Source organism: Olegusella sp. (genome assembly GCF_057238325.1).
This window is the reverse complement of sequence record NZ_DBHHGF010000009.1, coordinates 37,009-60,927: the sequence shown is the minus strand read 5'-3', so window position 1 is coordinate 60,927 and position 23,919 is coordinate 37,009. Positions and strand designations below refer to the sequence as shown.

Below are 23,919 nucleotides of genomic sequence, written 5' to 3'. Positions count from 1 at the left end.
TATCTGGAGGTGGCTTGTGCCTGTAACTGCATCTCAGCTTGCAGAACTCAAAAAAGCACATGGCGCTACCGTGCTGCCGCCTGACTTTGATGAGTTTTGGGCGGAGAGGATGGCTGAGGCCGATGCCATGCCGCTACGTTATGACATCTCGCCTGCAGACGAGGTGCTCCAGTATGATAGCTGCCATTTCTTTGATTTGTGGTTTTATGGGATGGGCGAAGCGCGGCTATATGCAAAGTACGTCTTGCCGGTTACAGATGCGCGGGTGCCTCTAGTATTGCAGTTTCATGGTTATCCAGGAGCTACACGTAGCTGGTTTGAGCAGGCCTCTTTTGCGGGCTTGGGATATGCGGTGCTCGCTATGGATAACCCTGGACAGGGTGGCAAAAGCGAAGATGTCGGTGGATTTAAAGGCACAACGGTTTCAGGGCATCTCATTGCAGGCATTGATGGAGATATGAAGGACAGTTACTACGTGCGTCTTTACCAAGACGTGCGCATACTTTGTCGGATTGTGCGTCAGTTACAGGGTATTGATTTTGCTCGTGTCTTTGTGAATGGCGCATCCCAAGGCGGCGGAATGGGCATTGCGTGCTGTGCGCTTAATTCCGATTTGATTACACGTGCCTCTATTTTGTATCCCTTCTTGTCGGATTTTCATCGGGTCTTTGAGCTGGGTCGAGATGAAATTGCTTATGAGGGACTACGTTATTACTCGCGTTGGTTTGATCCAGATGGCACACGCCAAGACGAGATCTTTGGCAAACTTGCCTATATCGATACGCTGAGCTTTGCTCATTTGGTGCGCTGCGAAGTGCTGTTTGGGTCTGGCCTTTCCGATACGGTTTGCCCTCTGCCTACGCAATATGCCGTCTACAATGCACTCAACTGCCCCAAGACTCATGTAACGTTTCCATCTTTTGGTCATGAGGAAATCCAAGCTTACGATGATTTGATTAATGATTTTTATCAGTTGGGTCTTGTAGGCATAAGGGGAGGTGCAAACGTATAATGAGTGCTCCCCGCGATTTTGAAGAGTACTGGCGTGTGCGGGCAGGTCGAGTTTTGCTTGATCAAAACGTGCAGCGCCATCCCGCAGATGTCATAAAAAGCAGTTCAAAGCTTAGATGCGAGTATCTGAGCTATCTCGCAAGCGATGGAGCAGAACTGCACGCACGCTATCTCCAACCAAAGCAGCTGTCACAAGGACCTTGTGTGGTGGTTTTTCATGATGTAGGTCGACCACAGCGAGGCTGGTTTCACCTTTCTCGTTTTGTGTCCCTGGGGTATTCGGTATTTGCGCCAGAGATGCGCTCATGGTCAGGCGATGTTACTCGTGGTTGGCAAAATGGCCCCAACGCTTTGGAGTTGGTCCAGATTATCGAAGATGCGCTAACTGCTGTAAGCATTGCGGCAACTCAAACATTTTGTGCTCGTTCGGGACTCATGCTTTGGGGCGAAGGCTTGGGTGGAGCGCTCGCTGTAGACGCCGCTGCTTTAAACTCGATAATTTTGAGTCCAGCAACGCTACTTAAATGCGCTGCACTCAACCCTTCTGCGGCAAACTGGCAACGTCTGTGGGAGAGCGATGCTGATGGGGATTTGACTGTAGGATTACGGCGACATTTTCGCGAAGCTGACCCAAGTGGCGCAACTGCGGAAGCGTTGTTTAACACACTGAGTTATGTAGATACGCGTTCATTTGCAGCGCTTGTGACCACGCAGACATTGGTGGGGCGTTGTTTGATAGATACAGAGGCATTGCCATCTGCTACCAAAGAGGTGGTATCTGCTCTTGCAGGGAATGTGACCTGCGTGGATTATCCAAAATATGCCCACGAACGAGTCAATGACTTCGAAAATAAACTTTTGGCGTTTATGCACTTGTAGGCTTGCATACAGAGAAGAAGTACTTCCAACATAGGAAAGGAAAGACAATGTCAGATTTCAAACTTCGTGGTGTTGTACCTCCTGTGGTTGTTCCCGATACTGATGATCGTCAGCTTGATGTTGAGTCTTTCGAGCGTAGCATCAACCGCATGATTGATGCGGGTGTTGATGGTTTGTTCTTCTTGGGCTCGTCGGGTGAAGTTGCTTTTGCTACGGACGAGCGTCGTGACGAAATTGCGCGCGAAGCTGTACGGATTGTTGACCACCGCGTTCCCGTTTTGCTTGGCATCATTGATACTGAGACCGAGCGCGTACTTGAGCAGGGCAAGCGCGCTCAGGAGCTGGGCGTAGATGCTCTGGTGGCTACAGCGCCGTTCTATGCCTTGGGTGGGCAAGCCGAGAATGAAGCGCATTTTCGTGCCCTACACGAGGCGCTCGATTTGCCGATTTTTGCTTATGACATTCCTGTATGCGTACACACCAAGCTTGATTGGAAGATGCTCGTTCGTTTGGGTGAGGAGGGCGTGCTTGCTGGTGTCAAGGACTCCTCTGGCGATGACATTTCCTTCCGCTATCTCTGCCAAGCAAATGAGAAAGCAGGACATCCTCTGTCACTGCTGACAGGCCACGAAATTGTAGTTGATGGCGCATATCTTTCTGGTGCTGATGGCTCGGTGCCTGGTCTTGCTAATGTAGAGCCTACGGGCTACGTCCGCATGTGGAAAGCTGCTGAGGCAGGGGAATGGGCAACAGTTAAGGCCGAGCAGGATAAGCTAAACGAAATTAGCCACATTTTTGATGTCACTTCAGGTGTTCAGGGCTATGCGGGTGGCGTTGGCGCCTTTAAGACTGCGCTGCAACTCATGGGTATTTTTGCTACCAATCAAATGCTTCGCCCGGTAAAGCGGCTTGAGGGTACCAAGGTAGAAGCTATTCGCACGGTACTTGCGAATAACGGTCTGCTCTAAGGAGGTTGACATATGTCAAAAGAAACTGCAGTTGTAGGCGTTGATATTGGCGGTACCAAGATTGCGTGTGGGATTGTATTGCTGAGCGAGGATTCAGTCCGCGTTGAGGCAGTCGAAAAAGTTCCCACTGAGGCCAAACGCGGCGGCGAGCACGTCTTGGCGACAGTCATCGAGCAGGTCAAAGCTGCTCAAACGCGTGCTTGTGAGCTGGGTGTCGAACCTATTGGTGTGGGTATTTCCAGCGCAGGTGTGGTTAATCCTCGCAACGGGGACATTACCTTTGCAAATGATCTTATGCCTGGGTGGGGCGGTACGCATCTGGGAGCAGAAGTTAGCGCTGCCTCGGGTCTGCCTTGCCGCGTTTTGAATGATGTACATGCTCATGCTCTAGGTGAGGCGCGCCGCGGCGGTGGTCGTGGAATGTCGAGCTGTTTGGTGGTAGCTGTCGGTACTGGCATTGGTGGCGCCTATGTAGAACGTGGCACCATCATGCTTGGTGCTCACGATGAAGCAGGACACATCGGACATGTAGCCTGCATTGCAGCGGCAGGTGTTCCCTGTTCTTGCGGAGCAACTGGTCATCTTGAGCCTATTGCTGCAGGTCCTGGCATTATTGAGGAATTTATTCGCCTTGGTGGCAGTGATACTCAGGCAGATGGCAGTCCCATGGATGGTGCTGAAATTGATCGGCTGGCTGCGGATGGGGATAGTGCCGCCAAAGGAGCAGAAGAGCGCGCGGGCAGAGCATTAGGTGAGGTACTTGGTAGCATGTGCAATATGCTTGACCCTGCCTGCGTCATATTGTCTGGCTCGGTAGCACAGTGCGGTCCCGACTGGTCTGATGCCATGCATCAGGCGTTTATGGGACAAGCAATGCCGCCCGTCCAAAAGACAGCGATTGTCAGTGGTGATCTCGGTGGAGATGCTCCGATTATCGGTGCGGCAGAAAACTTCTTGCACTCAGGTTACGCAGAGATTAGTGAGTAGGAGGAAGCTTCATGGCAGTGCCACAGCTCATCCAAAATCTGAAGGGCAAACTCATCGTTAGCGTGCAGGCTTATCCTGGTGAGCCCTTGCGTCATCCCGAAACTATGGCTCAGATGGCGCGTGCATGCGAGCTAGGAGGGGCCGCAGCTATTCGCTGTCAAGGATTGTCCGATATTGCTGCTATCAAGGGTCGAGTGGACGTTCCCGTTATTGGTATTTGGAAAGAAGGCCATGAGGGTGTCTATATCACACCAACTCTGCGCCATGCTATTGCTTGTGTAAATGCAGGTGCTGATGTGGTTGCAATCGACGCGACGGATCGCCCTCGTCCGGATGGCCGCAGCTTTGAACAGACGGTTGCTGATTTGCGCGCGCAGTGCGAGACGCTGGTGATGGCTGACTGCATGACAATCGAAGATATTCGTCGCGCAGTTGCTGCTGGTTGTGATTTGGTTTCGACAACTCTTTCGCACAACAAGGCTGCTATCAATACCACAATGGCGGAAGGCCCCGATTTGCCAATTTTGCGTCAGGCGGTTGAAGAATTCCCAGGCATGCCTGTGATTTGTGAAGGGCATGTCCACACACCAGCTGATGCTGCTGCTGCTATGAGTGCGGGCGCGTGGGCAGTTGTTGTGGGTACGGGCATTACCCATCCCACTTCTCTTACCAAGTGGTTTTGCGCTGCAATTGATGAGTAAGGTGTAATCCAGTATTGTTGCGAAAGATTTGAGTGAACGAACGTTTTGCTCGGCTTAAAAATGAGTTTCATTGGGTTTCCGCGAAAGGAGATGCCGTATGCGCATCATTGAGGCAAAAGACTATGAGGATATGAGTCGCAAGGCTGCAGCCATTATTGGTGCACAGGTACTGCTCAAGCCCAATTGTGCTTTGGGTTTGGCTACGGGTACCACTCCTATTGGGGCGTACAATCAACTTATTGATTGGTACAAGCAGGGCTATTTGGATTTCTCTCGGGTAAGCTCGTACAACCTTGATGAGTATCGTGGTCTGTCTCACGATGATCCTCAGAGTTACCACTACTTTATGAACGAGCATCTCTTCTCACACATCAATATTGATATTGAGGCAACCCACGTACCCGATGGCTCCAACCCCAACGCTGAAGAAGCATGCTCGAGTTATGATGCGTTGGTTGAAGCTGCTGGATATGTCGATCTGCAGCTGCTAGGCATTGGTAATAACGGTCATATTGGTTTTAACGAGCCCGCCGCCGCCTTTGCTGCTGGTACCCAATGCATTGATCTTACTGAGTCGACCATTGAGGCAAATAGCCGTCTCTTTGATCATATTGAAGACGTACCTCGTCAGGCATACACCATGGGTGTTGGCACCATCATGCGTGCTCGTCGCGTTCTGCTGATTGCTAATGGTCCCAAGAAGGCACAGGCAATTTACGATACTGTTCGTGGTCCCGTGACGCCTGAAGTGCCTGCCTCTGCTTTGCAGCTGCATCCTGACTGCACAATTGTTGCCGATAGCGAGGCGCTGGCTTTGCTTAAGTAAGTAAAGCTGCAGGAACAGATGGTTTTTTGTCCTCCTGGGTTTTAAGCCGGACATTTTGTAGTTGTGACCCCCGCTAGATTGTCTAGTGGGGGTTTGCTTGTATAAGTTGTGTATGAAAAAAAGCCCTGCACATGGGCATTTTTTCGCGCTATACTTGAGAACGCTTCTTTGCAGAGCCCCGTAATCTCTGAGAAGAAAAAGCAAGCGTCTGTTCGTCCAGGAGCTGGCGCATTTTAGTAGGTAAGTGGAGGAGTCAAGTGAACAAGTCGACTCATTACGCCAACAAGGGCGAGATTGAGCGCAAGTGGTTGCTCATCGACGCTGATGGCGCAACGCTCGGTCGCCTCGCAACGACGGCGGCTATGGCGCTTCGCGGCAAGAATAAGCCGCAGTACACCCCTAATGCTGACACGGGTGACTTTGTTGTCGTTATCAACGCTGACAAGGTTGTTTTGTCCGGCAACAAGGCAGATGCAAAGCGCTACTGGCGCTACTCCGGCTGGCTGGGCGGAATGCATTTTGAGTCTTTTAAGGAAGCTATGGAAAAGCATCCTGAGCGTGTTGTTGAGCACGCTGTCAAGGGCATGCTTCCCAAGACCAAATTGGGTCGTCAGCAGGGCATGAAGCTCAAGGTCTATGCTGGCCCCGAGCATCCTCACACCGCTCAGAATCCCACGCAGATTGATTGGAGGGCCTAGCCATGGCAGATACTGTCGTCTACACCGGCACTGGCCGTCGTAAGGAGGCCACCGCTCGCGTGCGTCTCGTACCCGGCACTGGCAAGGTCGTGGTCAATGGCCGCGACGCCCTCAACTACTTTGGTCGTCAGCAGCTTGTTGACAATGCTTTGGCGCCTTTCCGTGTGACTGATACCGTTGACCACTTTGATGTTTTTGCCAATTGTGATGGCGGCGGCATCAATGGTCAGTCTGGCGCAATTCGCTTGGGCATTGCTCGTGCTCTGCTTTCTGCTGGTGAGTACCGCGCTGACCTCAAGAAGGCCGGCTTCCTCACCCGTGATGCACGTGCTGTCGAGCGCAAGAAGTACGGTCTGAAGAAGGCTCGTAAGCGTCCGCAGTTCTCCAAGCGCTAAACTTTCTGCGTCGCATTTTGTGCATATCTGGGTTTTGCCCTTTCCGCCCGCTGGGAAACCGGCGGGCTTTTTTGTGTTGTGGCTTTGTGTGCGGCGGTGGGGCGCTCTGGTGTTCCGCGTGCGGTGCCGCTCTGGGCTTGCTGTGGTGCTCTGCCCAGCTGCAATCTGTCTCTGCTTGCCAAAGGCCACCTATCGTTTCAATCGGTATGGCTCTGCTTGTCAAACACCACATCCCGTTTCATCTCGCCCAGCTTTGCTTGTCAAATGCCACACATCGTTTCAAGCGGCGCGATCCTACTTGCCAAAAGCCACGTTCTGTTTCAGAAAAAATGTCAAAAGCCACATTCTATTTCAAAGGACCTGACGTTTCCGCAGGTAAATTTTTTGGGCATGAAGAGATGCGTGGCTTTTGATGAAAAAAGTGAAGTAGAACGTGGTGTTTGGCACTTGGCATGAAACAGAGTGTGGCTTCTGCTACACGATGCGTTGCTACAAGGCAAGTTGATATCACAGACGTGTACCCTTCTCGTACGCTCTGCTTCTACCTGACCCAACCTCAAGTTGGAACAGATGGGGGTATAGATAGGACATATACCCAGACATTTTTTCTTACGTGCATGAATATGGGGATGGGGCGATGGCGGATCTGAGAAGAAAGTGAGTTTAAGCGTAGGCGGATTTGCTTGGCTGAAGAGCTCGGCATGCCTAACTAGCTTGGATTTGAGCGAAGTGTGGGGATGCCATAGCGAGAAAGCTTGGCCAAGATCTCAGGATCCGAAGTGTTTGTGATAATTGCTGAGAAGTCCGTGATGGAAGCAAAACGGAACATGCCAGGACGATGGAACTTCTCTTCTTCTACCAGCAGAAAGCGATAGGAGGCATTATGAATCACACGCTCTTTCATCTCGCCGGTGTCGATGGAGTTGGAAGTCACGGCTCCTTGTTTGAGATTGACGCCGCTTGCTCCGATAAATGCCTTTGCCATCAGTAGAGGCTCCAACAAACTTTGGGTAGCAGAACTCATTGAACCTGTAACTTGTACGTTGAGATAGCCGCCTGTACCTAACACCGTAACATGAGATAGAGAAGACAGGCGCTGCTGCACTTCAATCATATTGGTGGTAACAATGACACGCTTGTCGCCTTCGGCAATTAAATCTGCTAGCAACAGGTTTGTTCGCGACACATCCAAGAAAATGGAGTCACCATTATTGATTTCAAGATATGCGCGCCGGGCAACTGCTTCGCGAGCTTGATGTGCTGTGGTATCAGCTTCTTGTTCGACAGAAATGGGGCCCAAGGTGGGTTCGGAGATATTCCAAGGCCAAGGATGAGTTTGAGCAGTAGGCCGGGGGGCAGCTCCGGAACCTCGAGCAAAGTTCTGACCACTACGGCGGACAGCAGTAGGGGAGGGATTACTAATCCTGCGGGCTCCACCGTAATAACGCTCAATACGGCCTTCGCGAGAAAGACTTTGTAAATCCTTGCGGATACTATCGACGCTCACGCCAAAGCGACGTGCAAGGTTCTCGACACTAGCCGAACCCTCGATTTCAAGAATAGCAACGATTTGCTCCCAGCGCTCCCGACGAAACAAGCTCGCACCCCCTCTCTAGGCCGATGAGCTTGTGAAAAAATTTATCTCACGATACCTCCAAACTGTTGAACCTTTTTTAAATTTACCATAAATATGTAGGAATTATGTACAAAACAAGAAGAAACGCAAATGTGTACTTTTTTCGAACAAAACAGGAAAAAACATGAATAGAATATGCACGTAATGAGAAGCATCTATGAACTTTCCAAAAGCTTAAGCGCTAACAGAAAGATCTTAAGGTGCTTTTAGTGTTTAGAGCCGATTTTTGAGGGGAGGTAACACTATGGGTGCTATGTCTGAAATGCTCAAAAGAGAAAACGTGCAGATTGTTCCTTCTTGTGCAGACTGGCAAAACGCTATTCATGTTGCCGTCCAACCGCTGGTAGATGGCAGCTTTGTTACACCTGCCTATATTGACGGCATCATCGAAAACACAAACAAGTTTGGTCCGTACTTTGTGCTTGCTCCGGATTTGGCTCTTTTACATGCTCGTCCCGAGCAGGGCGTTATCAAGCAGCAACTCGCGGTAACCATTGCGCGTCAGGGTGTCGAATTCAAACCCGGCGAGCCTGTTCGCGTCATCGTTACGTTGGCTGCAACAGATCCCGATTCGCACATTGATGTTATGCGCATCTTGGCGACGATGTTTGCCGACCCTGCAAACATCGAAAAAGTGGCAACTGCTGCTGATGCCGATGAGGTTTACAGGATTTTTGTTGAGGCACCTGTCGCCTAATGCGTGGCTTTGCGGCTTAGCCGTCTGAGCACGTTTGTAATACAAGCAGAACCATGTAAAGCACATTGCAACTGGAGGAGGAAAAATGGCAGTACTAGACTTTGTTGTCAACATTCTGTCGACGCCGGCTATTCTAGTCGGTCTGCTTGCACTTGTGGGTCTTTGCCTGCAGCACAAGCCTATCGAAGATGTTGTCAAGGGCACCATTAAAACCATTGTTGGCTTCTTGGTGCTGTCCGCAGGTGCATCTTTCCTGCAGACTGGCTCTCTGCTCGCCTTTGGTGAGCTTTTTAACTACGCCTTTAATATGCAGGGCGTTGTTCCCAACAACGAGGCAGTTGTCGCTGACGCTCTTCAGAACTTTGGCACCAGCTCCGCCATCATCATGGCTTTGGGCATGGCGCTCAATATTGTTCTGGCCCGTTTCTCCCGTATGCCTTATATCTTCCTGACTGGTCACCACACTCTGTACATGGCATGCATGATTGCTGTCATTCTTGGTGGCGCTGGTCACCTTGAGGGTGTCTCTCTGTACATTGCTGGTGGTTGCCTGCTTGGTTTCATCATGGTTCTGTCTCCCGCTTATTGCCAGGTCACCTTCCGTAAGGTTACTGGCACCGACGGTGTTGCCTTGGGCCACTTTGGCGGTATCGGTTATTGGTTTGCAGGCGTTATTGGTAAGCTTTTTGCTAATGACCCCAAGCGCAAGAGCACCGAGGAGATTAACTTCCCCAAGCGTCTTGTCTTCCTGCGTGATACTACCGTTTCTATTTCCATCACGATGATGGTTTTCTTCCTGATTGTTGTTGGCGTTGCTGTTGCCAAGGGTCTGCTGAACATCGTTCCTGCTGGTACCGATGCAGCTGCAGCTGCTGAGCTGCTTGCTCCTTATGGTCTTACTGTTGGCAACCTTGGTGCTCTGCTTAACATTGGCACCGAGACCAAGACCAACTGGATTGTCTGGGCTCTTACCTCTGGCATGAGCTTTGCTGGTGGCGTCTACATCATCCTGTCCGGCGTCCGTCTGATCATTGGCGAGATCGTTCCTGCTTTCAAGGGTATTGCTGACAAGCTCGTTCCTGGCGCAAAGCCTGCTTTGGACTGCCCCGTTGCCTTCACCTATGCTCCTAACGCTGTCATCATCGGCTTCTTGAGCTCCTTCATCGGCGGTATCGTTGGTCTGCTTATTCTTAACGGCATCAACACAGCCATTCCGGTTGCTCTTATCCTCCCCGGTGTCGTGCCACACTTCTTCTGTGGTGCAACCGCTGGTGTCTTTGGTAATGCTGAGGGCGGTCTCAAAGGCTGCATCGCTGGCTCCTTTGCACATGGTCTGCTCATTACCTTCCTACCTATGATTTGCATGCCTGTCTTTAGCGCTCTGGGCTATGTTGGCACTACGTTCTCTGATGCTGACTTCTCTTGGATGGGTATCGTCTTTGGTAACACTGTGAACTTTGCACAGGGTGGTCTGCTTGTTGCCATTTGTGTCATCGTTTACTTGCTGCCGATTATCTACAACTTCGTCGCTCCCAAGAAGCAGGCCTAATGCCTCAGTTCTTGTCCGAATGACGAGATAGCCAAACATGGAGCCGGAGCCCGAGTGTCTTCGGCTCCTTCGCTAGAAGCACCGTTTATCGGCGTGGTAATTTGTTTTGTATTACTGCTAGAAAAAGTGGATAGACTAGGTACGAACACGCCGCTAAAACGATTATTGGCGGCCCAACCAAAAGGAGATCACTATGGCTATTCGTAAGATTATGTGCGCCTGTGGTTCTGGTCTCGGCTCCAGTCTCATTGTTCACATGAACACCGAGGAAGTTGTCAAGAAGCTTGGTCACAGCGAGATCGAGGTTGATCACACCACCATTTCTGATATCAACCCCACGGCTGCCGACCTCTTTGTGGTTGGTGCCGACCTCGGTGACTTCATTGCCAACATCCCCGAGGATCGCAAAGTTGTTCTGAGCAACATCCTCGACAAGGCCGAGCTTGAAGAAAAGCTCAAGGCAAAGCTGGGCTAGATTTTTGAATAAACGCCCTGTGTAGCTTCGGCTCGCAGGGCTCTTTTTTGTTCTAAAGGTTTCACAACTCATTGGAGGCACGGTGAAAGAAGAAGAGCTCAAGGAGGCAACGCTACTTGCGGCAAAGGTGCGTCGCGATGTACTTGCCATGTTGCAGCACCGCGGATATGGTCATATTGGTGGCTCCTTGTCCTTGGTTGAGTTGATGGCCGATTTGTATACCAAGCAGCTCAAACACGACCCTGCAAACCCTAAGTGGGAAGAGCGCGACCGCATTGTCTTGTCCAAGGGCCATGCAGGTCCCGTTATGTATTCTGTGCTGGCAGAGCGAGGCTTTTTCCCCAAAGAGTGGTTAATGATGCTTAATGATGGCGGAACCAATCTACCATCTCACACTGACCGCCTGAAAACTCCGGGTGTTGATGCAACGACGGGTTCGCTAGGTCAGGGCACTTCTGAGGCAGCGGGCATTGCTCAGGCACTTGCGCTTAAAGGATCTGATGCGCACACCTATCTCATCGTAGGCGACGGTGAGCTCAATGAGGGCCAGTGTTGGGAGGCATTCCAGTTTATTGCGGCCAAGAAACTTTCCAACTGTATCGTCTTTATCGATAGTAACAAAAAGCAGCTTGACGGTACTACTGACGAGGTTCTCTACGGTTTTGATTGCGTGGAGAAGATGAAAGCTTTCGGCTTTGAGACTCAAAAGGTCAACGGTCAAAATATTGCCGCGATTGATGCTGCTATTGAGGCTGCAAAGCAGAACAAATCCTCTGCCAATGCAATCGTTCTGGATACTGTTAAGGGTGCCGGCGTCAAGTACTTTGAGACTGCTGTTTCTAACCACTCTATGAAGTGGAATAACGACGAAATCAACCAGGCAACCGATGAAGCCATTGCTGCTCTTGATGCAGAAATTGAAGGGAGTGAGGCATAAATGTTCACACTTTCCGAAACGCTCGGCGGCAAGGGTGCTTCATATCGCGATACCATTTGCGATACCATCATTGACCTCATGAACACTAACGACAAGATTATTATGCTTGAAGCTGATCTTGGTGGCGCTTCTGGTACGAGTAAGATTTTGGAAGCACATCCCAAGCAATATGTGCAAGTAGGTATTGCTGAGGCTGACATGATGGGCATTGCTGCTGGTATGAGTTCTGAGGGATTTATTCCCTTTACTCATACTTTTGGCCCTTTTGCGACACGTCGCGCTTTTGACCAGATTTTCCTGTCTGGTGGCTACGCGGACAATACGATCAATATCTGGGGTTCTGATCCCGGCTTTACTGTGGGTGCAAACGGTGGCACGCATACGACCTGGGAAGATGTTGCAATTATGCGTACATTGCCAGGTTCTGTTGTTTGTGATGCGGCTGATGCGGTGCAGGCAGACTGGATTGTGCGCGAGTTTGCCAAGATGGATGGTATTCATTACCTGCGCACAGGGCGCAAGGATGCTCCTTCTATTTATGCTGATGGCTCAACTTTTGAGATGGGCAAGGGCAACGTAGTTCGCGAGGGCTCTGATGTGCTGATTATTAGCGCTGGTCAGTTAGTTGCTGATGCGCTTAAGGCAGCGGATTTGCTTGCCGAGAAGGGTATTTCTGCAGAGGTTATCGATATGTTCTGCATCAAGCCTCTTGACGTCGAGCTTGTTTTGGCTGAGGCGGTCGGTAAGCGTGCGGTGGTGACTTTCGAAAATCACAGCATCGTTGGCGGTTTGGGTGAAGCTGTTGCTGCTACCCTGATGGAGGGTGGTGTTGCAGTGTCGTTTAAGCGCCATGGCGTCAACGAGCGTTTTGGTCAGGTAGGTACGCCCGACTTCTTGCAGGCGGAGTTCAAGCTTACTGCTGCCGATCTTGTGGAGACGGTTGAGGGTCTGCTTGCGTAAGTGAGCCCGCAAGCTGCAATTGTTTTGCTTGTTTTGCTCGCTAACGATATCTTGAGCTGAGAGTTGCGTGTAATTACAGGACCAGTGGTTGCCGCTGTGGCACCACTGGTCCTTCTTTTGTTGCAATATCCAAGCGTATAATTGCGCTGAACATGCAATTTGTTAAAGGGCACTTTGTGAACCCGTTGCATCCCCCTTTATGCAAACGGTTCAAAACCGTACCTTACACGCCACAAAAGCTCTGATAAAAATTGTTGCGAGGGCGCTTATTGAACCCGTTGTAGGCACTTTTCCACAGGCGGTTCAAAAGCGTACCAAATCGCCGGAGAATGCTCAGATAAAAATTGGCGTAAGGGCACATATTGAACCCGATGTGGGTTGAAGGGCGCTTATTGAACCCGTCTGCAGCGGGAGCGGGTGCTTCCGGAGTCTGCGTGGGAGCTATATAAGCAATTTAATTATGCGTACTTTCTATATATCGTCTTTTGTTGATGCTGGTAGAATTATGCAGAATATGGCTCTTTTGGAAGAAGGCATACATGTGCGGCATCGTTGGCTTTACCGGCAGAAAGCAAGTACAGCAATTTTTGCTTGATGGCCTACAGGCCCTAGAATATCGCGGCTACGACTCCGCGGGTCTATCTATCTTGTCTCCTGATGGCGAACTGCATGCGGTGAAGTGTTCCGGTCGTGTAGCAACTCTTGCCGAGCGCTGCCAAACGGCAAATTTGGTAGGTACCCAAGGTATTGCTCACACACGTTGGGCGACACATGGTGCGCCGACCGATCGCAATGCACATCCTCATACTGATTGCACAGGACGCATTGCTATTGTGCACAATGGCATTATCGAAAACTATCTCAGCTTGCGCAGCTATCTTATGCAGCATGGCCATGAAATCAAGAGTGAGACTGACTCCGAAGTGGTGGCGCATTTAGTAGAAGATGCGTGGAATGGTCCCGCGCGCGGCAATTTGCTGGCAGCAGTTCGCAATGCCGTATCGCGCCTTGAAGGCTCATGGGCGCTAGCGGTTGAGTGTGCCGATGCACCAGGTGAGCTTGTCGTGGCACGCAAGGGCTCTCCGCTGGTAGTTGCTTCAACCCCTGAAGGTGCTTATGCTGCTTCCGACGTTATGCCACTTGCAGGCGTTGCTTCTGAAGTTATCAATCTTGAAGACGGTCAGTTTGCGCGCCTTTGCGCTAATGGCAAAGTCGAGGTATTTGAGGCAGATGGCACACCCTGCGAATATCCTCAGACCTTACAGGTGGATTGGGATGCTTCTGCGGCAACGCTGGGAGGCTATCCTGACTTTATGGCAAAGGAAATTGCCGAGCAGCCCGAAGCGCTGGAGCGGCTGCTGGCAGGCCGTTTGGGCAAGCATGGCATTGAGCTTGATGAGCTTTCAATGACAAAAGAAGAGCTAGCGGCAATTGATCGTGTGTATTTGGTTGCGTGTGGCACTTCGTACCATGTATGTCTCATTGCTCGTGAGTTGATTGAGCGCTGGGCACATATTCCTACGATTTGTGAGTATGCTTCCGAGCTTAACTATAAAGATCCATTGGTTACCGGCCATACGCTTTGCGTTATCGTGACCCAGTCGGGCGAGACAGCAGACACACTGACGGCAGCTCGTCGTATGAAGGCTTTGGGTTGTAAGGTCTTTGCCATTACCAATGTCCTTGGCTCAACTGCTGCGCGAGAGTCCGACGGTACAATGTATGTACAAGCAGGGCCTGAGGTTTGTGTTGCTTCGACCAAAGCTTATACAGCGCAGGTAGTTGCTGCATGCCTCTTGACGTTACGACTTGCCTTTGCCAAGGGTGCCATGACCACGGAAGAAATTTCTCGACGTTATCATGACCTTGAGGCGCTGCCCAATCTCATCCGCGAGGTTTTGAAGCGTAGCTGGCAAGACAAGCGTGTAGCACAGGTTTTTCGCAAGGCTCATTCAGCGCTATTTTTGGGTCGTGGCGTCAATGCAACTACGGCATTTGAAGGTGCGCTCAAGCTCAAGGAAATCAGCTATTTGCATGCTGAGGCCTATCCTGCAGGCGAGATGAAGCACGGCCCGATTGCTCTGCTTGAGCCAGGTTTCCCTGTGGTTGCAATTGTGCCGGCAGACCATGTGCATGACAAGACGGTCTCGAACATCCAAGAAGTTCATGCTCGTGGTGCACACTGCATCGCGGTGGCCACTGATGGTGATGTTGATGTGGCGCGTCAATGTGAGAATACCCTTTGGATTCCGCCTGTCCCCGAGGAAGAACTCGTGCCTATTGTAGCTATTGTGCATTTGCAGATGCTTGCTCGTTTTGTCGCGATGGAGCGCGGTTGCGACGTGGATAAGCCTCGTAACCTCGCAAAGTCTGTGACGGTGGAGTAGGGTTATGGCAACAGCTGGCATCGGCGTTAACATCATGGATATAGAGCGCGTTGAGCGTACTTTGGCCCGCCGGCCGTCAATGGCCCGTCGGGTATTTACTGATGATGAGCGTCGTTACTGCGAATCTCGTCCTCGCCCTGCAGCTCACTATGCAGCGCGTTTTGCTGCTCGCGGGGCCGTCGCGACTGCCTTGGGAGCGGGTCCCGAGGATGGTATCTGGATGAGAAATGTGACTGTTGAGCGCGATGAAGATGGCAAGAATCATGCTGTTCTTGCTGGTCGTGCACTTGAATTGGCACAAAAAGCAGGTGTTACCGAAATTGCCCTCTCGCTGTCTTTGACACACGAAGTGGCTGTTGCCAATGCAGTTGCTGTGACCGAAGATGCGCGTCCGCGCCTTGAAGAAAAACGTGATCCTGTCGAGGAGCTGCGCGCCACTTTTCGCCGTGCTCGGACGGTAATTGATGAATTAGAGCGTATCCAGACAAACCCCACAAAGGAGTGATGACATGCAGCCAGTGCTTAATGTCGAAGATGTCAAAAGGGTTGAGGAGGCGCTCACCAAGGCAGGTGTGAGCGTGTCAGAGCTTATGCACCGCGCAGGTGCTGCGCTGGCCCATGAAGTACTGCGCATGGAAGGCATTCATGAGGTTGCCGTCCTTGCGGGCTTGGGTAACAATGGTGGTGATGGCTGGGTAGCAGCAGATGAACTCAAGCGTCGTGGACTCAGCGTAACTGTGGTTTCACCTGCAGAGATCGAAGATATTCATAGTGATCTTGCACGTGTGTGTGCTCAAGCAGCCCATAAAGCAGGCGTTGGTGTGATGGTTGCTCCTCCGCGCGATCAGTTGGATGCTCTGCTCGCTAGTGCCGATGTCGTGGTTGATGCCATGTTGGGTACGGGTTTTCAGGGCAGCGCTCGTCCACCTTTCAATGTATGGATTGACGCAGTGAATGCGTCGGGTGCGCGTGTGGTTTCTGCTGATGTGCCAAGTGGACTTTCTGCCCAGCGCGGCGTGGCATCTGGCCCTTGCGTAGCTGCCGACATAACCGTAACAATGCTCGTGCTTAAACCTGGTTTGTTGGCTGATGATGGCCGCGATGCCTGCGGGTCCATCGTTGTAGCTCCTTTGGCCGAGCAGACCGAGCGACTTGTTCGTGAAGCAGATCCTGTAGCATGGCGCCCCGACCTTGACGACTACTTAGATGTAATGGCACCGCAGTCTTCGGCGGTGGACAAGTTTAGCCGCGGTTCAGTGTTGGTGGTTGGTGGCTCTACTCGCTATCCCGGCGCTCCAATGATGGCCGCGCGTGCTGCTGCTCGCGCAGGTGCCGGTTATGTAACGCTTGCGGTACCTGCGGCTATTGCAGGTCTTGTGCAGACACATATGATGGAAATTCCCGTAATTGCCCTACCTGCTGATGCTGATGGTTGTTTTTCAACACGTGCTCACGATCTTATTGAGTCTCTGGCAAAAAAGTGTGATGTAACACTCGTGGGGCCCGGCATGCGTGTGAGCGGTTCGACAGTTTCTATTGTCTCGTCTTTGCTTACCGTTGATAAGCCGCTGGTTATTGATGCTGACGGCCTTAACTGTCTTGCTCGTCTTACCTCAAACCAACTGGATGAGTTCCCTGAATTGATTCGTCGTAAGGCGCCGTTGGTGCTGACGCCGCACCGCCTGGAGCTTGGTAGGTTGGTAGGGCTGTCTGACACACCTCCTGATTCACTTACCTCGGTCCTTGAGGCTGCTCGCCGTATTGCATGGGCCGATGGCGGCTCTGAGCTTTGTGTAGTGGCAAAAGGCAGTGCGACTGCTTGCGTGAGTCCAGAATCTGCTCTGCTTCCCAAACCTGGACCTGCAGCGTTGGCGACTGCTGGTTCGGGTGATGTATTGGGCGGTATCATTGCAGCGCAGCTGGCAACTACCAAGATCGGTACAGAGGGACTGCCCTTGCTTACTGCCTTGGCCTGCGAGATTCATGGCCAGGCAGGAGCCATTGCGGCTGGACGTTTTGGCTCGCGTGGCGTAATGGCAACAGACATTATTGATGCAATTGGACTTGCGGCAGATGCAATCGAGGAGCAGGTGGCGCTTCTAGATTTGCCTGGCGCAGCGGAGTAGGGGGTGCAATATGGCGCAGGCACAGTATCCCTCTGACCGTTGGGCGTGGGTTGAGATTGATCTTGGCGCAATCAAGAGAAATACACGAGCATTTCGCTCGATGATTGAGCCAGGTACCAAACTGATGTGTGTGGTTAAGGCAGATGGCTATGGCCACGGTGCGGTCGCTTGTGCCAAAGCTATGCGTTCTGGTGGAGCAGATCAATTTGCTGTAGCAACTGTTGCGGAAGGTGTAGAGCTGCGTAAAGCTGGGGCAACTCGCCCTATTTTGATACTTAATCAACCGCCAATCGACGCAGTACAGACGCTTGTGGAATACGACATTATGCCGTCGGTATATGGGACAGAGTTTGCTTTGGCATATGGTGAGTGTGCTGCTGCTGCCAACAAAGTGGGTAAGTATCATCTGGCAGTTGATACGGGCATGACACGTATTGGGGTGATGCCTGACGAGGTGCGTGAGTTCCGCCATGCAGTTGATTTTCATCGCGGCCTTGAATGTGCGGGTACTTTTACGCATTTTGCAACAGCTGAAGTGCCGGGGGACTGGGATTTTGAGTTGCAAGCTAACCGCTTCTCTGAGGCTATTGCTGATTTGCGCGCATCGGGCGTTAATCCTGGTCTGGTACATTGTGACAATACACCGGGTACCGTACTGCATCCGCGCCAACATTTTGACATGTGCCGCGTGGGTATAGGTTTGTATGGTCTGCAGGCCTCTGATACAACTGCGGCACGTATGGATTTGGAGCCAGCAATGAGCGTGCGCGCTCGCGTGACGCGTGCGGTCAATCCGCCCGTGGGAGCAGGTGTTGGCTATGGGATGACTTGGCGCGTTCCTCGCGGAAACGTGCAGGTTGCAACAGTGCCCTTGGGCTATGCAGACGGACTTGCTCGCACACTATCCAACCGTATTGACGTGCTCTGTAACGGACATCGCTTCCAGCAGGTGGGCAATATCTGTATGGATCAGTTTATGTTTGCGGTGGAGGTTAATACCGCTCGTAGCTATCAACCCATCGAGCCAGTACAAGAAGGCGATGTGGTAACCATTGTTGGTCGTGATGGCAATGATGAAATCACGCTCGATGATATGGCTGCAGTGCGTGGAACTATCAATTATGAAGTCGCTTGTGACTTTGGGCTAAGGCTTGATAAGGTTTATGTCTAGGGCGCGCAAAATTCGTCCGAGTCTGTTTTCGGAAGAGGGCAACATGGGGGTTATGCATATTCCTGGTCATCAAAATCAAAAGCCAGGTGAGGTTTCTCTTGCAGAAATTCGTGCGGTGCTGGGTGACTGCCATTTATGTCCATTAGGAGAGACTCGTAATCAACTAGTTTTTGGTGTGGGCAATCCTCATGCGCGAGTGATGTTTGTGGGTGAAGCGCCGGGCAAAAACGAAGATCTCAAAGGAGAGCCTTTTGTTGGTGCAGCCGGCCACAACCTTGATGCACTGCTGAGTCTTGCGGGGCTTCGACGTGAAGACATCTATATTGCCAACGTACTCAAATGTCGTCCGCCTGGAAACCGTAATCCTCAACCTTCAGAGATCGAGTGTTGCTCACCCTTTTTGCGCGAGCAAATTCGCAGCGTATGGCCCGATGTTATTGTGTGCCTGGGTAACTTTGCGGCGCACTTTGTACTGCATACCGATGCAGGCATTATGAGCCTGCGCGGGAAGTTTTATCAGACGGGGCATTTTGCAGTGCTGCCCGTCTTCCATCCTGCAGCTGCTTTATATCACCGTGAGTGGCAGCAGTTTTTGGATGATGACTTCCGTATGTTGGGGGCCTGGCTGGCAGAGCATCCGGCAGGAGGCGTAAGGTGAGCGAGCAGCTGATGGGCGGGGGATTGTGTGTAAAAACACAGTCCACAGAAGAAACTATTGAGTTCGGTCGCAAACTTGGCGCGCGGCTAGTACCTGGTGATGTGCTGATTTTGACTGGGGACCTTGGTGCAGGTAAGACTCAGCTTACCAAGGGTATTGCGGATGCCTTGGGTGTTGAGGACGATGTGACAAGTCCCACTTTTACTATTGAGATGGTCTATGAGGGCAAGGATATGCCTTTATACCACTTTGACTTGTATCGTCTGGATGATCCTGACCAGCTAGAAGATACTGGTTTGTTTGATGTGCTCGGTGGCGACGGTGTTTGTGTCATAGAGTGGGGTGAGCAGTTTGCAGATGAGATCGGCGATGAGCGCCTAGATATTTACCTTAGTCGCCTAGACGATGAGGTAGAAGCAGGTCAAGAACCTCCCCGCAAGCTCTGTCTTGTTCCTCGTTGCCCGCGCTCTGCTTCTCTTCTCTCCCGTCTAGCCTAGTTTCCAAATCCTTTGCAGGTTCTCTGGCTCTGCTTCTCCATATTGAATGCCATATATATGGAACTTAGTTTTGTTTAACTCCGTTGCAACCTGAGGTTGCAACGGAGAGCAGCTACCTGCATATTTACAGGTTTGTGCAGGTAGATAGTGGTATAAGAAAAGTGTTGCAACCTCAGGTTGCAACGAATCATTCCAAAAAGCCAAAAGGTACATAGCTGTACTGAGAGGTAATTATCAGAACATGCGACGTTTCATTTGGTATAAAAAGTTATGAAGTAAGTATTGCTTTTGGATAGTTATATTGTCTAGAGAAGGATGCGGTAGCCCCAGTTCTGCTTCCCAAGTAAAAATTGAGTCATTGAAAGCTTGATTGTTTAACAATTGACCAAAAGTAACTGAAATAACCTTATGACCCTGCGCTCGTAGTATTCCTGCACGAGTTTGTGTGTGGTCGAATTGCTGTCTATTCATGTGCTCTTCGTAACTGTCATATTCGAAGATGGCATCTAAATCCGGAAAATAGATATCAGCGCGAAGATAGTTACAACCGAGAGTACGTTGCCATCGATAGTTATGCAAAGGGAATTCCTGAGCTGCTTGATGTGGTGGAAATCCGCGCCCTCCCAGTCTAAGCGGAAGTGCCAGCTCGATTGAGAGGTTAACCTCTTGAGGTGATTCACAATTCTCATGCACGTACAGCAGCGCCTCTCGCGCTTTTGCAACACCATATACACCGGTAAGTTGATTGAGGTAATTTGAAATACGCTCAATCGAAGTGAGGGGATTACGTTTTCCTATAAGTCCATAACCCTCTGGAGATATATAAAATTTGCTGCAGAGATAGTAGCCGATCTCTATAGCATGAACGATATTAGATGTCCCCGAAGCAATTTCAAAGAATGTTGCTTCGGGGGAAGTAATCAAATCTTGTTCATTGAGCATGAGAATCGACCCTTCTGGCAAATGATGCTGAGATGTGGTCTGAGCAGTTCCTCTGATGGCGTGTGCTTGGAAATTTTGGGCTCTCCTAATGTCAGCTCGTGATTGCACCAACGTATGAATAGGGTGGTCGGTTTTGGATGACTCATAGGTGCTATGGGAATTGCAATGAGCGGTGCCTCGATCTAGTAAAGCGCCACAATCTATCAGAAAGGTACGCACTCTATCTACATCAGCTGTGCTGGTAGTGAGTGACTGAATCAATGAGTGGTTTGCGACGCATAATTGTCCTGGCGATTGGCTGCGGGTGAGCCAATAAGCGAGTGCCGTTGAATGTGCAATGCAAGTTCCCATTCTTAGAAATTAAGGTATGTAGCTTGGATTTAGCTTGGACGATTGCTTGCCATAAGCTGGACTTTAACTGGAGCTCAGCTGCGTGCATGCGTAAACCTAGAGCTAGATAGGGGTACTTCCAAACGGTTTTTAAGAAAAGAGGACATCTGGAAAGAGTAATTATTTTCTTTACGAAATAAAAACCACATTCTCATCATTTTTTCTACCCAAGAATGTGCACAGGTAAAAAAGAAATTTGCTTCTGTCCGAAGGGCCAATCGTTGCAACCTCAGGTTGCAACGGGATTCATCTATCTGCAGATTTTTATATTTTCGCAGGTATATGGGGGTGTAGAAAAAACATTGCAAGCTCAGGTTGCAATGTTTGTCGATGCGAGGATGAGCAGGGAAAAGTTGAGGGACGTGTTAGGCGGGAAAGGCAGGAGTGAGGAGACTGAAAGCAGAGGTATGGAATGAGGGTGAAGAGGGATGGTGGGCAGTGAGGAGGTTTAAACTAGAGAATTTGGGATTGGCAGCTGAGCAGCCCCATCCAGTGGGTTTTCAGCGTAAATTTTGATGAGATGAGTAGCGGATGGATGACGCTAAAGATATGAACACAAAACAGAACGAGTGGAACGTCCAGCCAGAGAAGCTGGTGCTTGCTCTTGATACCTCCACGGATATGCTGGCATGTGCGGTGGGTCGCATACAGGGCTCACAGGTTGAGCTGCTCGCCTCATCTGATCACCTATGCCGTCGCAAAGCCAATGTTGAGCTCGTGACAAGCTGCGAAGAAACTCTTGCACAAGCAGGACTCTCCATGGAAGACTTGGATGCAGTGCTTGTTGGTCGCGGCCCCGGCTCTTTTACCGGTGTCCGCATTGGTATTGCTACAGGTAAAGGTATTGCTTGTGGAGCAAACTTACCTCTGTATGGCGCCTCTGCCTTGGATTCCGTTGCTTGGTCGATGTGGAAGCAGGGCGCGCGCGGCAAAATAGCTGTGGCGGCTGATGCCATGCGTGGTGAAGTGTACCTAGGCATTTATATGCTTGATGAGGCTGGTGCACATCGCACTTTTGAAACCGAAACTGTGATGAAGGCAGCTGCCTGTGCAGAGGCTTGGGGCGTTCGTGAAGACCGTGATGAGTTGCTGGTTGTTGGCGGTGGCCTTATTAAACACCGTGCTGCCTTCGAATCTGCTGGTATGACGCGTTTTGCCGCGGAAGAAAATTGGCTACCCACAGGCGAAGGCTTGCTTATGGCGGCGATGTCTGCTGATGGACGCAGCCGAGCAGGCAACGGCGATCCTGCACTCGTGCTCCCCGTTTATACTCGCTTATCTGATGCTGAGGAAAGCGAGCGTCAGCGCTTGGGCCTTACCCTTCCCGCCTCGGTAAAGGTTACAGGGGTCGATGATGTACTTGCATCCATTCATCTACAGCTTCGTCCCATGTCGGTTAACGATCTTGATGCGGTAGTTCGGCTTGAACAAGACGCTTTCCAAGGTGCAGCCCATACGCCCTGGACGCGTGCAATGTTTTTTGAGGAGCTTTCCCAGCCTGGTCGCAGTTGGTGGGTAGCTCACGATCGTGGCCAGGTGATTGGTTTTGCAGGTGGCATGCTTGCGGGGGATGATCTTGAGCTCCTGGATGTTGCAGTAGAGCAGAGCCGCCGTGGGCAAGGTATTGCAACACGTTTGATTTCTCGCGTGGCCTACGATGGCCAAATGCTTGGTGCTCACTATCTATCCCTTGAGGTCGATTCCAAGAACACTGCAGGTCAGGCAACCTATGCAGCACTCGGTATGATTGAGGAAGGCAGGCGTCCTGCTTACTATGGCAAGGGTCACGATGCGTTGATTTTGCGTGCTGCTTTGCCGCTGGCTCTAGATGAAAAGCTTGTTGGTACTCGTCCCGAGCACAAGCCGTCCTTACGTGAATGGCCAACTCATGTTGCTCCACGCAGCACAGAGGCTCAAGCGCGCATCAAAGCGGCAGCTCCGCTTATCTTGTCTATTGAGTCTTCCTGCGATGAAACTGCTATGGCAATCATCAACGGTAAAGGCGAAATTCTCGCCAATGTTGTGGCAACTCAAATTGACTTCCATGCTCGTTTTGGCGGTGTTGTCCCCGAGATTGCCAGTCGCAAACATACCGAGGCAATTGTAGGCGTCTACGAAGAAACGCTCGTACAAGCAGGTGCATCGTTGGGTGTTGGCACACTGCAGCCATCAGATCTTACAGCTGTCGGCGTTACTGCGGGTCCTGGACTTGTTGGTGCGCTCGTGGTGGGCGTTGCTTTTGCAAAGGGTCTTTGCATTGGTGCTCATTTGCCCTTACTGGCAGTGCACCACCTCGAAGGCCATCTTTTTGCCAATCTCTTTGAGACGCCTGATCTTCAACCACCTTTTGTGGCAAGTTTGGTCTCTGGTGGCAATACCATGTTGGTACATGTCCGCGACTGGGGAGATTATGAGATCCTAGGTACAACCATTGATGATGCGGTGGGCGAAGCCTTTGATAAGGTGGCAAAAGCACTCGGTCTTGGCTATCCCGGTGGCCCCGTGATTTCGCGCCTGTCTGCCCAAGGCAATCCCAAGGCGATTCACTTCCCCCGTGCGATGATGCATAGCCATGATTTCCGCTTCTCCCTTTCGGGTCTCAAAACCTCTGTTATTACCTATATCGAAGGCGAAAATAAGGCTGGACGTCCTGTCAACTTACCAGATCTGGCTGCAAGTTTCGAAGCAGCGGTTATTGATGTGCAAGTTGCAAAAGCAACAGAAGCAGTGCGCCAGACGGGTGTCAAAGAGTTCTGTGTTGGCGGCGGTGTTGCTGCAAATCCTGGGTTACGTGCGGCTTACAAAAAGGCCTTTGACAAGATGGGCGTTCGTGTTACCGTGCCACCAATGGTAGTTTGTGGAGATAACGGCGCCATGATTGCGGCTGTTGCGTTGCGTAATTGGCGCGCAGGCATGATGGCTCCTCTTACCTTGGATGCAGATCCAAATGCAAAGATTGATGCGTGGACTAGCTCAGAGCCACCAGTTATTGCAAGTACTTGGCCTCCGCGCAACAAATAAGAGGAATG

The 23,919-nt window shown here is 51.1% G+C and carries 23 protein-coding genes; 21 read left to right on the top strand and 2 right to left on the bottom strand.

The features are described 5' to 3' along the window. Positions 1-16: 16 nt before the first annotated feature. From ACO5JD_RS07260 to rpsI, 8 genes are all read left to right on the top strand, one after another. On the top strand, positions 17-1,012 hold the full coding sequence (locus ACO5JD_RS07260) for an acetylxylan esterase (protein WP_484988785.1): 996 nt from the start codon (positions 17-19) through the stop codon (positions 1,010-1,012). Then, a complete protein-coding gene (locus ACO5JD_RS07255; RefSeq protein ID WP_484988783.1) occupies positions 1,012-1,890 on the top strand; it encodes an acetylxylan esterase in 879 nt (292 codons plus the stop codon). Before ACO5JD_RS07260 ends, ACO5JD_RS07255 begins: the two co-directional genes overlap by 1 nt. 47 nt (positions 1,891-1,937) lie before the next feature. Continuing rightward, complete coding sequence (locus ACO5JD_RS07250; RefSeq protein ID WP_484988781.1) at positions 1,938-2,858, top strand: dihydrodipicolinate synthase family protein; 921 nt, start codon at positions 1,938-1,940, stop codon at positions 2,856-2,858. Positions 2,859-2,870: 12 nt separating this feature from the next. Beyond that, positions 2,871-3,845, top strand: a complete 975-nt coding sequence (locus ACO5JD_RS07245) for an ROK family protein (protein WP_484988779.1) — start codon at positions 2,871-2,873, stop codon at positions 3,843-3,845. A gap of 11 nt (positions 3,846-3,856) precedes the next feature. Next, positions 3,857-4,546, top strand: coding sequence for an N-acetylmannosamine-6-phosphate 2-epimerase (locus ACO5JD_RS07240; RefSeq protein WP_484988777.1), 690 nt, complete (start codon positions 3,857-3,859; stop codon positions 4,544-4,546). Positions 4,547-4,643: 97 nt separating this feature from the next. Next, entirely contained in the window at positions 4,644-5,372 is a 729-nt protein-coding gene (gene nagB / locus ACO5JD_RS07235; protein ID WP_484988775.1) for a glucosamine-6-phosphate deaminase, read from the top strand. Between the two features lie 257 nt (positions 5,373-5,629). Continuing rightward, positions 5,630-6,070, top strand: coding sequence for a 50S ribosomal protein L13 (rplM, locus tag ACO5JD_RS07230; RefSeq protein ID WP_021626479.1), 441 nt, complete (start codon positions 5,630-5,632; stop codon positions 6,068-6,070). Between the two features lie 2 nt (positions 6,071-6,072). Beyond that, positions 6,073-6,465 (top strand): 30S ribosomal protein S9, encoded by a 393-nt coding sequence (rpsI, locus tag ACO5JD_RS07225; protein ID WP_021626478.1) that lies wholly within the window; start codon positions 6,073-6,075, stop codon positions 6,463-6,465. Between the two features lie 709 nt (positions 6,466-7,174). Here the strand turns inward: rpsI and ACO5JD_RS07220 are convergent. Further along, positions 7,175-8,062, bottom strand: coding sequence for a DeoR/GlpR family DNA-binding transcription regulator (locus ACO5JD_RS07220; protein WP_484988773.1), 888 nt, complete (start codon positions 8,060-8,062; stop codon positions 7,175-7,177). Positions 8,063-8,345: 283 nt separating this feature from the next. On the opposite strand from ACO5JD_RS07220, the gene ACO5JD_RS07215 reads away from it, so the two are divergent. The 12 genes from ACO5JD_RS07215 to tsaE all read left to right on the top strand — a co-directional run bounded on the left by ACO5JD_RS07215 (position 8,346) and on the right by tsaE (position 19,558). Further along, positions 8,346-8,798, top strand: coding sequence for a PTS sugar transporter subunit IIA (locus ACO5JD_RS07215; protein ID WP_484988771.1), 453 nt, complete (start codon positions 8,346-8,348; stop codon positions 8,796-8,798). Between the two features lie 85 nt (positions 8,799-8,883). Then, a complete protein-coding gene (gene ulaA / locus ACO5JD_RS07210; protein WP_484988769.1) occupies positions 8,884-10,347 on the top strand; it encodes a PTS ascorbate transporter subunit IIC in 1,464 nt (487 codons plus the stop codon). Positions 10,348-10,540: 193 nt separating this feature from the next. Then, complete coding sequence (locus ACO5JD_RS07205; protein ID WP_021626590.1) at positions 10,541-10,822, top strand: PTS sugar transporter subunit IIB; 282 nt, start codon at positions 10,541-10,543, stop codon at positions 10,820-10,822. Positions 10,823-10,904: 82 nt separating this feature from the next. Further along, the gene (locus ACO5JD_RS07200; protein ID WP_484988767.1) at positions 10,905-11,759 is read left to right on the top strand and encodes a transketolase; all 855 of its coding nucleotides are present in this window, start codon (positions 10,905-10,907) and stop codon (positions 11,757-11,759) included. Next, a complete protein-coding gene (locus ACO5JD_RS07195) occupies positions 11,760-12,719 on the top strand; it encodes a transketolase family protein (protein WP_484988765.1) in 960 nt (319 codons plus the stop codon). Positions 12,720-12,918: 199 nt separating this feature from the next. Then, positions 12,919-13,101 carry a hypothetical protein gene (locus tag ACO5JD_RS07190; protein ID WP_484988763.1) on the top strand — a complete coding sequence of 61 codons (183 nt, stop codon included), beginning with the start codon at positions 12,919-12,921 and terminating at the stop codon, positions 13,099-13,101. Positions 13,102-13,258: 157 nt separating this feature from the next. Then, the gene (glmS, locus tag ACO5JD_RS07185) at positions 13,259-15,106 is read left to right on the top strand and encodes a glutamine--fructose-6-phosphate transaminase (isomerizing) (RefSeq protein ID WP_484988761.1); all 1,848 of its coding nucleotides are present in this window, start codon (positions 13,259-13,261) and stop codon (positions 15,104-15,106) included. Positions 15,107-15,110: 4 nt separating this feature from the next. Then, the gene (locus ACO5JD_RS07180) at positions 15,111-15,611 is read left to right on the top strand and encodes a holo-ACP synthase (protein WP_484988759.1); all 501 of its coding nucleotides are present in this window, start codon (positions 15,111-15,113) and stop codon (positions 15,609-15,611) included. Between the two features lie 4 nt (positions 15,612-15,615). After that, a complete protein-coding gene (locus tag ACO5JD_RS07175) occupies positions 15,616-17,232 on the top strand; it encodes an NAD(P)H-hydrate dehydratase (RefSeq protein ID WP_484988757.1) in 1,617 nt (538 codons plus the stop codon). A 10-nt stretch (positions 17,233-17,242) separates the two neighbouring features. Beyond that, positions 17,243-18,403, top strand: coding sequence for an alanine racemase (alr, locus tag ACO5JD_RS07170; protein WP_484988755.1), 1,161 nt, complete (start codon positions 17,243-17,245; stop codon positions 18,401-18,403). A 43-nt stretch (positions 18,404-18,446) separates the two neighbouring features. After that, complete coding sequence (locus ACO5JD_RS07165; protein ID WP_484988827.1) at positions 18,447-19,061, top strand: uracil-DNA glycosylase; 615 nt, start codon at positions 18,447-18,449, stop codon at positions 19,059-19,061. Positions 19,062-19,072: 11 nt separating this feature from the next. Beyond that, positions 19,073-19,558 carry a tRNA (adenosine(37)-N6)-threonylcarbamoyltransferase complex ATPase subunit type 1 TsaE gene (gene tsaE, locus ACO5JD_RS07160; RefSeq protein WP_484988825.1) on the top strand — a complete coding sequence of 162 codons (486 nt, stop codon included), beginning with the start codon at positions 19,073-19,075 and terminating at the stop codon, positions 19,556-19,558. Between the two features lie 234 nt (positions 19,559-19,792). Here the strand turns inward: tsaE and ACO5JD_RS07155 are convergent, their stop codons facing one another. Next, positions 19,793-20,500, bottom strand: a complete 708-nt coding sequence (locus tag ACO5JD_RS07155; RefSeq protein WP_021626601.1) for a hypothetical protein — start codon at positions 20,498-20,500, stop codon at positions 19,793-19,795. A gap of 921 nt (positions 20,501-21,421) precedes the next feature. Between ACO5JD_RS07155 and tsaD the strand changes: the two genes are divergently transcribed. Beyond that, positions 21,422-23,911 carry a tRNA (adenosine(37)-N6)-threonylcarbamoyltransferase complex transferase subunit TsaD gene (gene tsaD, locus ACO5JD_RS07150; RefSeq protein WP_484988753.1) on the top strand — a complete coding sequence of 830 codons (2,490 nt, stop codon included), beginning with the start codon at positions 21,422-21,424 and terminating at the stop codon, positions 23,909-23,911. Positions 23,912-23,919 lie beyond the last annotated feature (8 nt).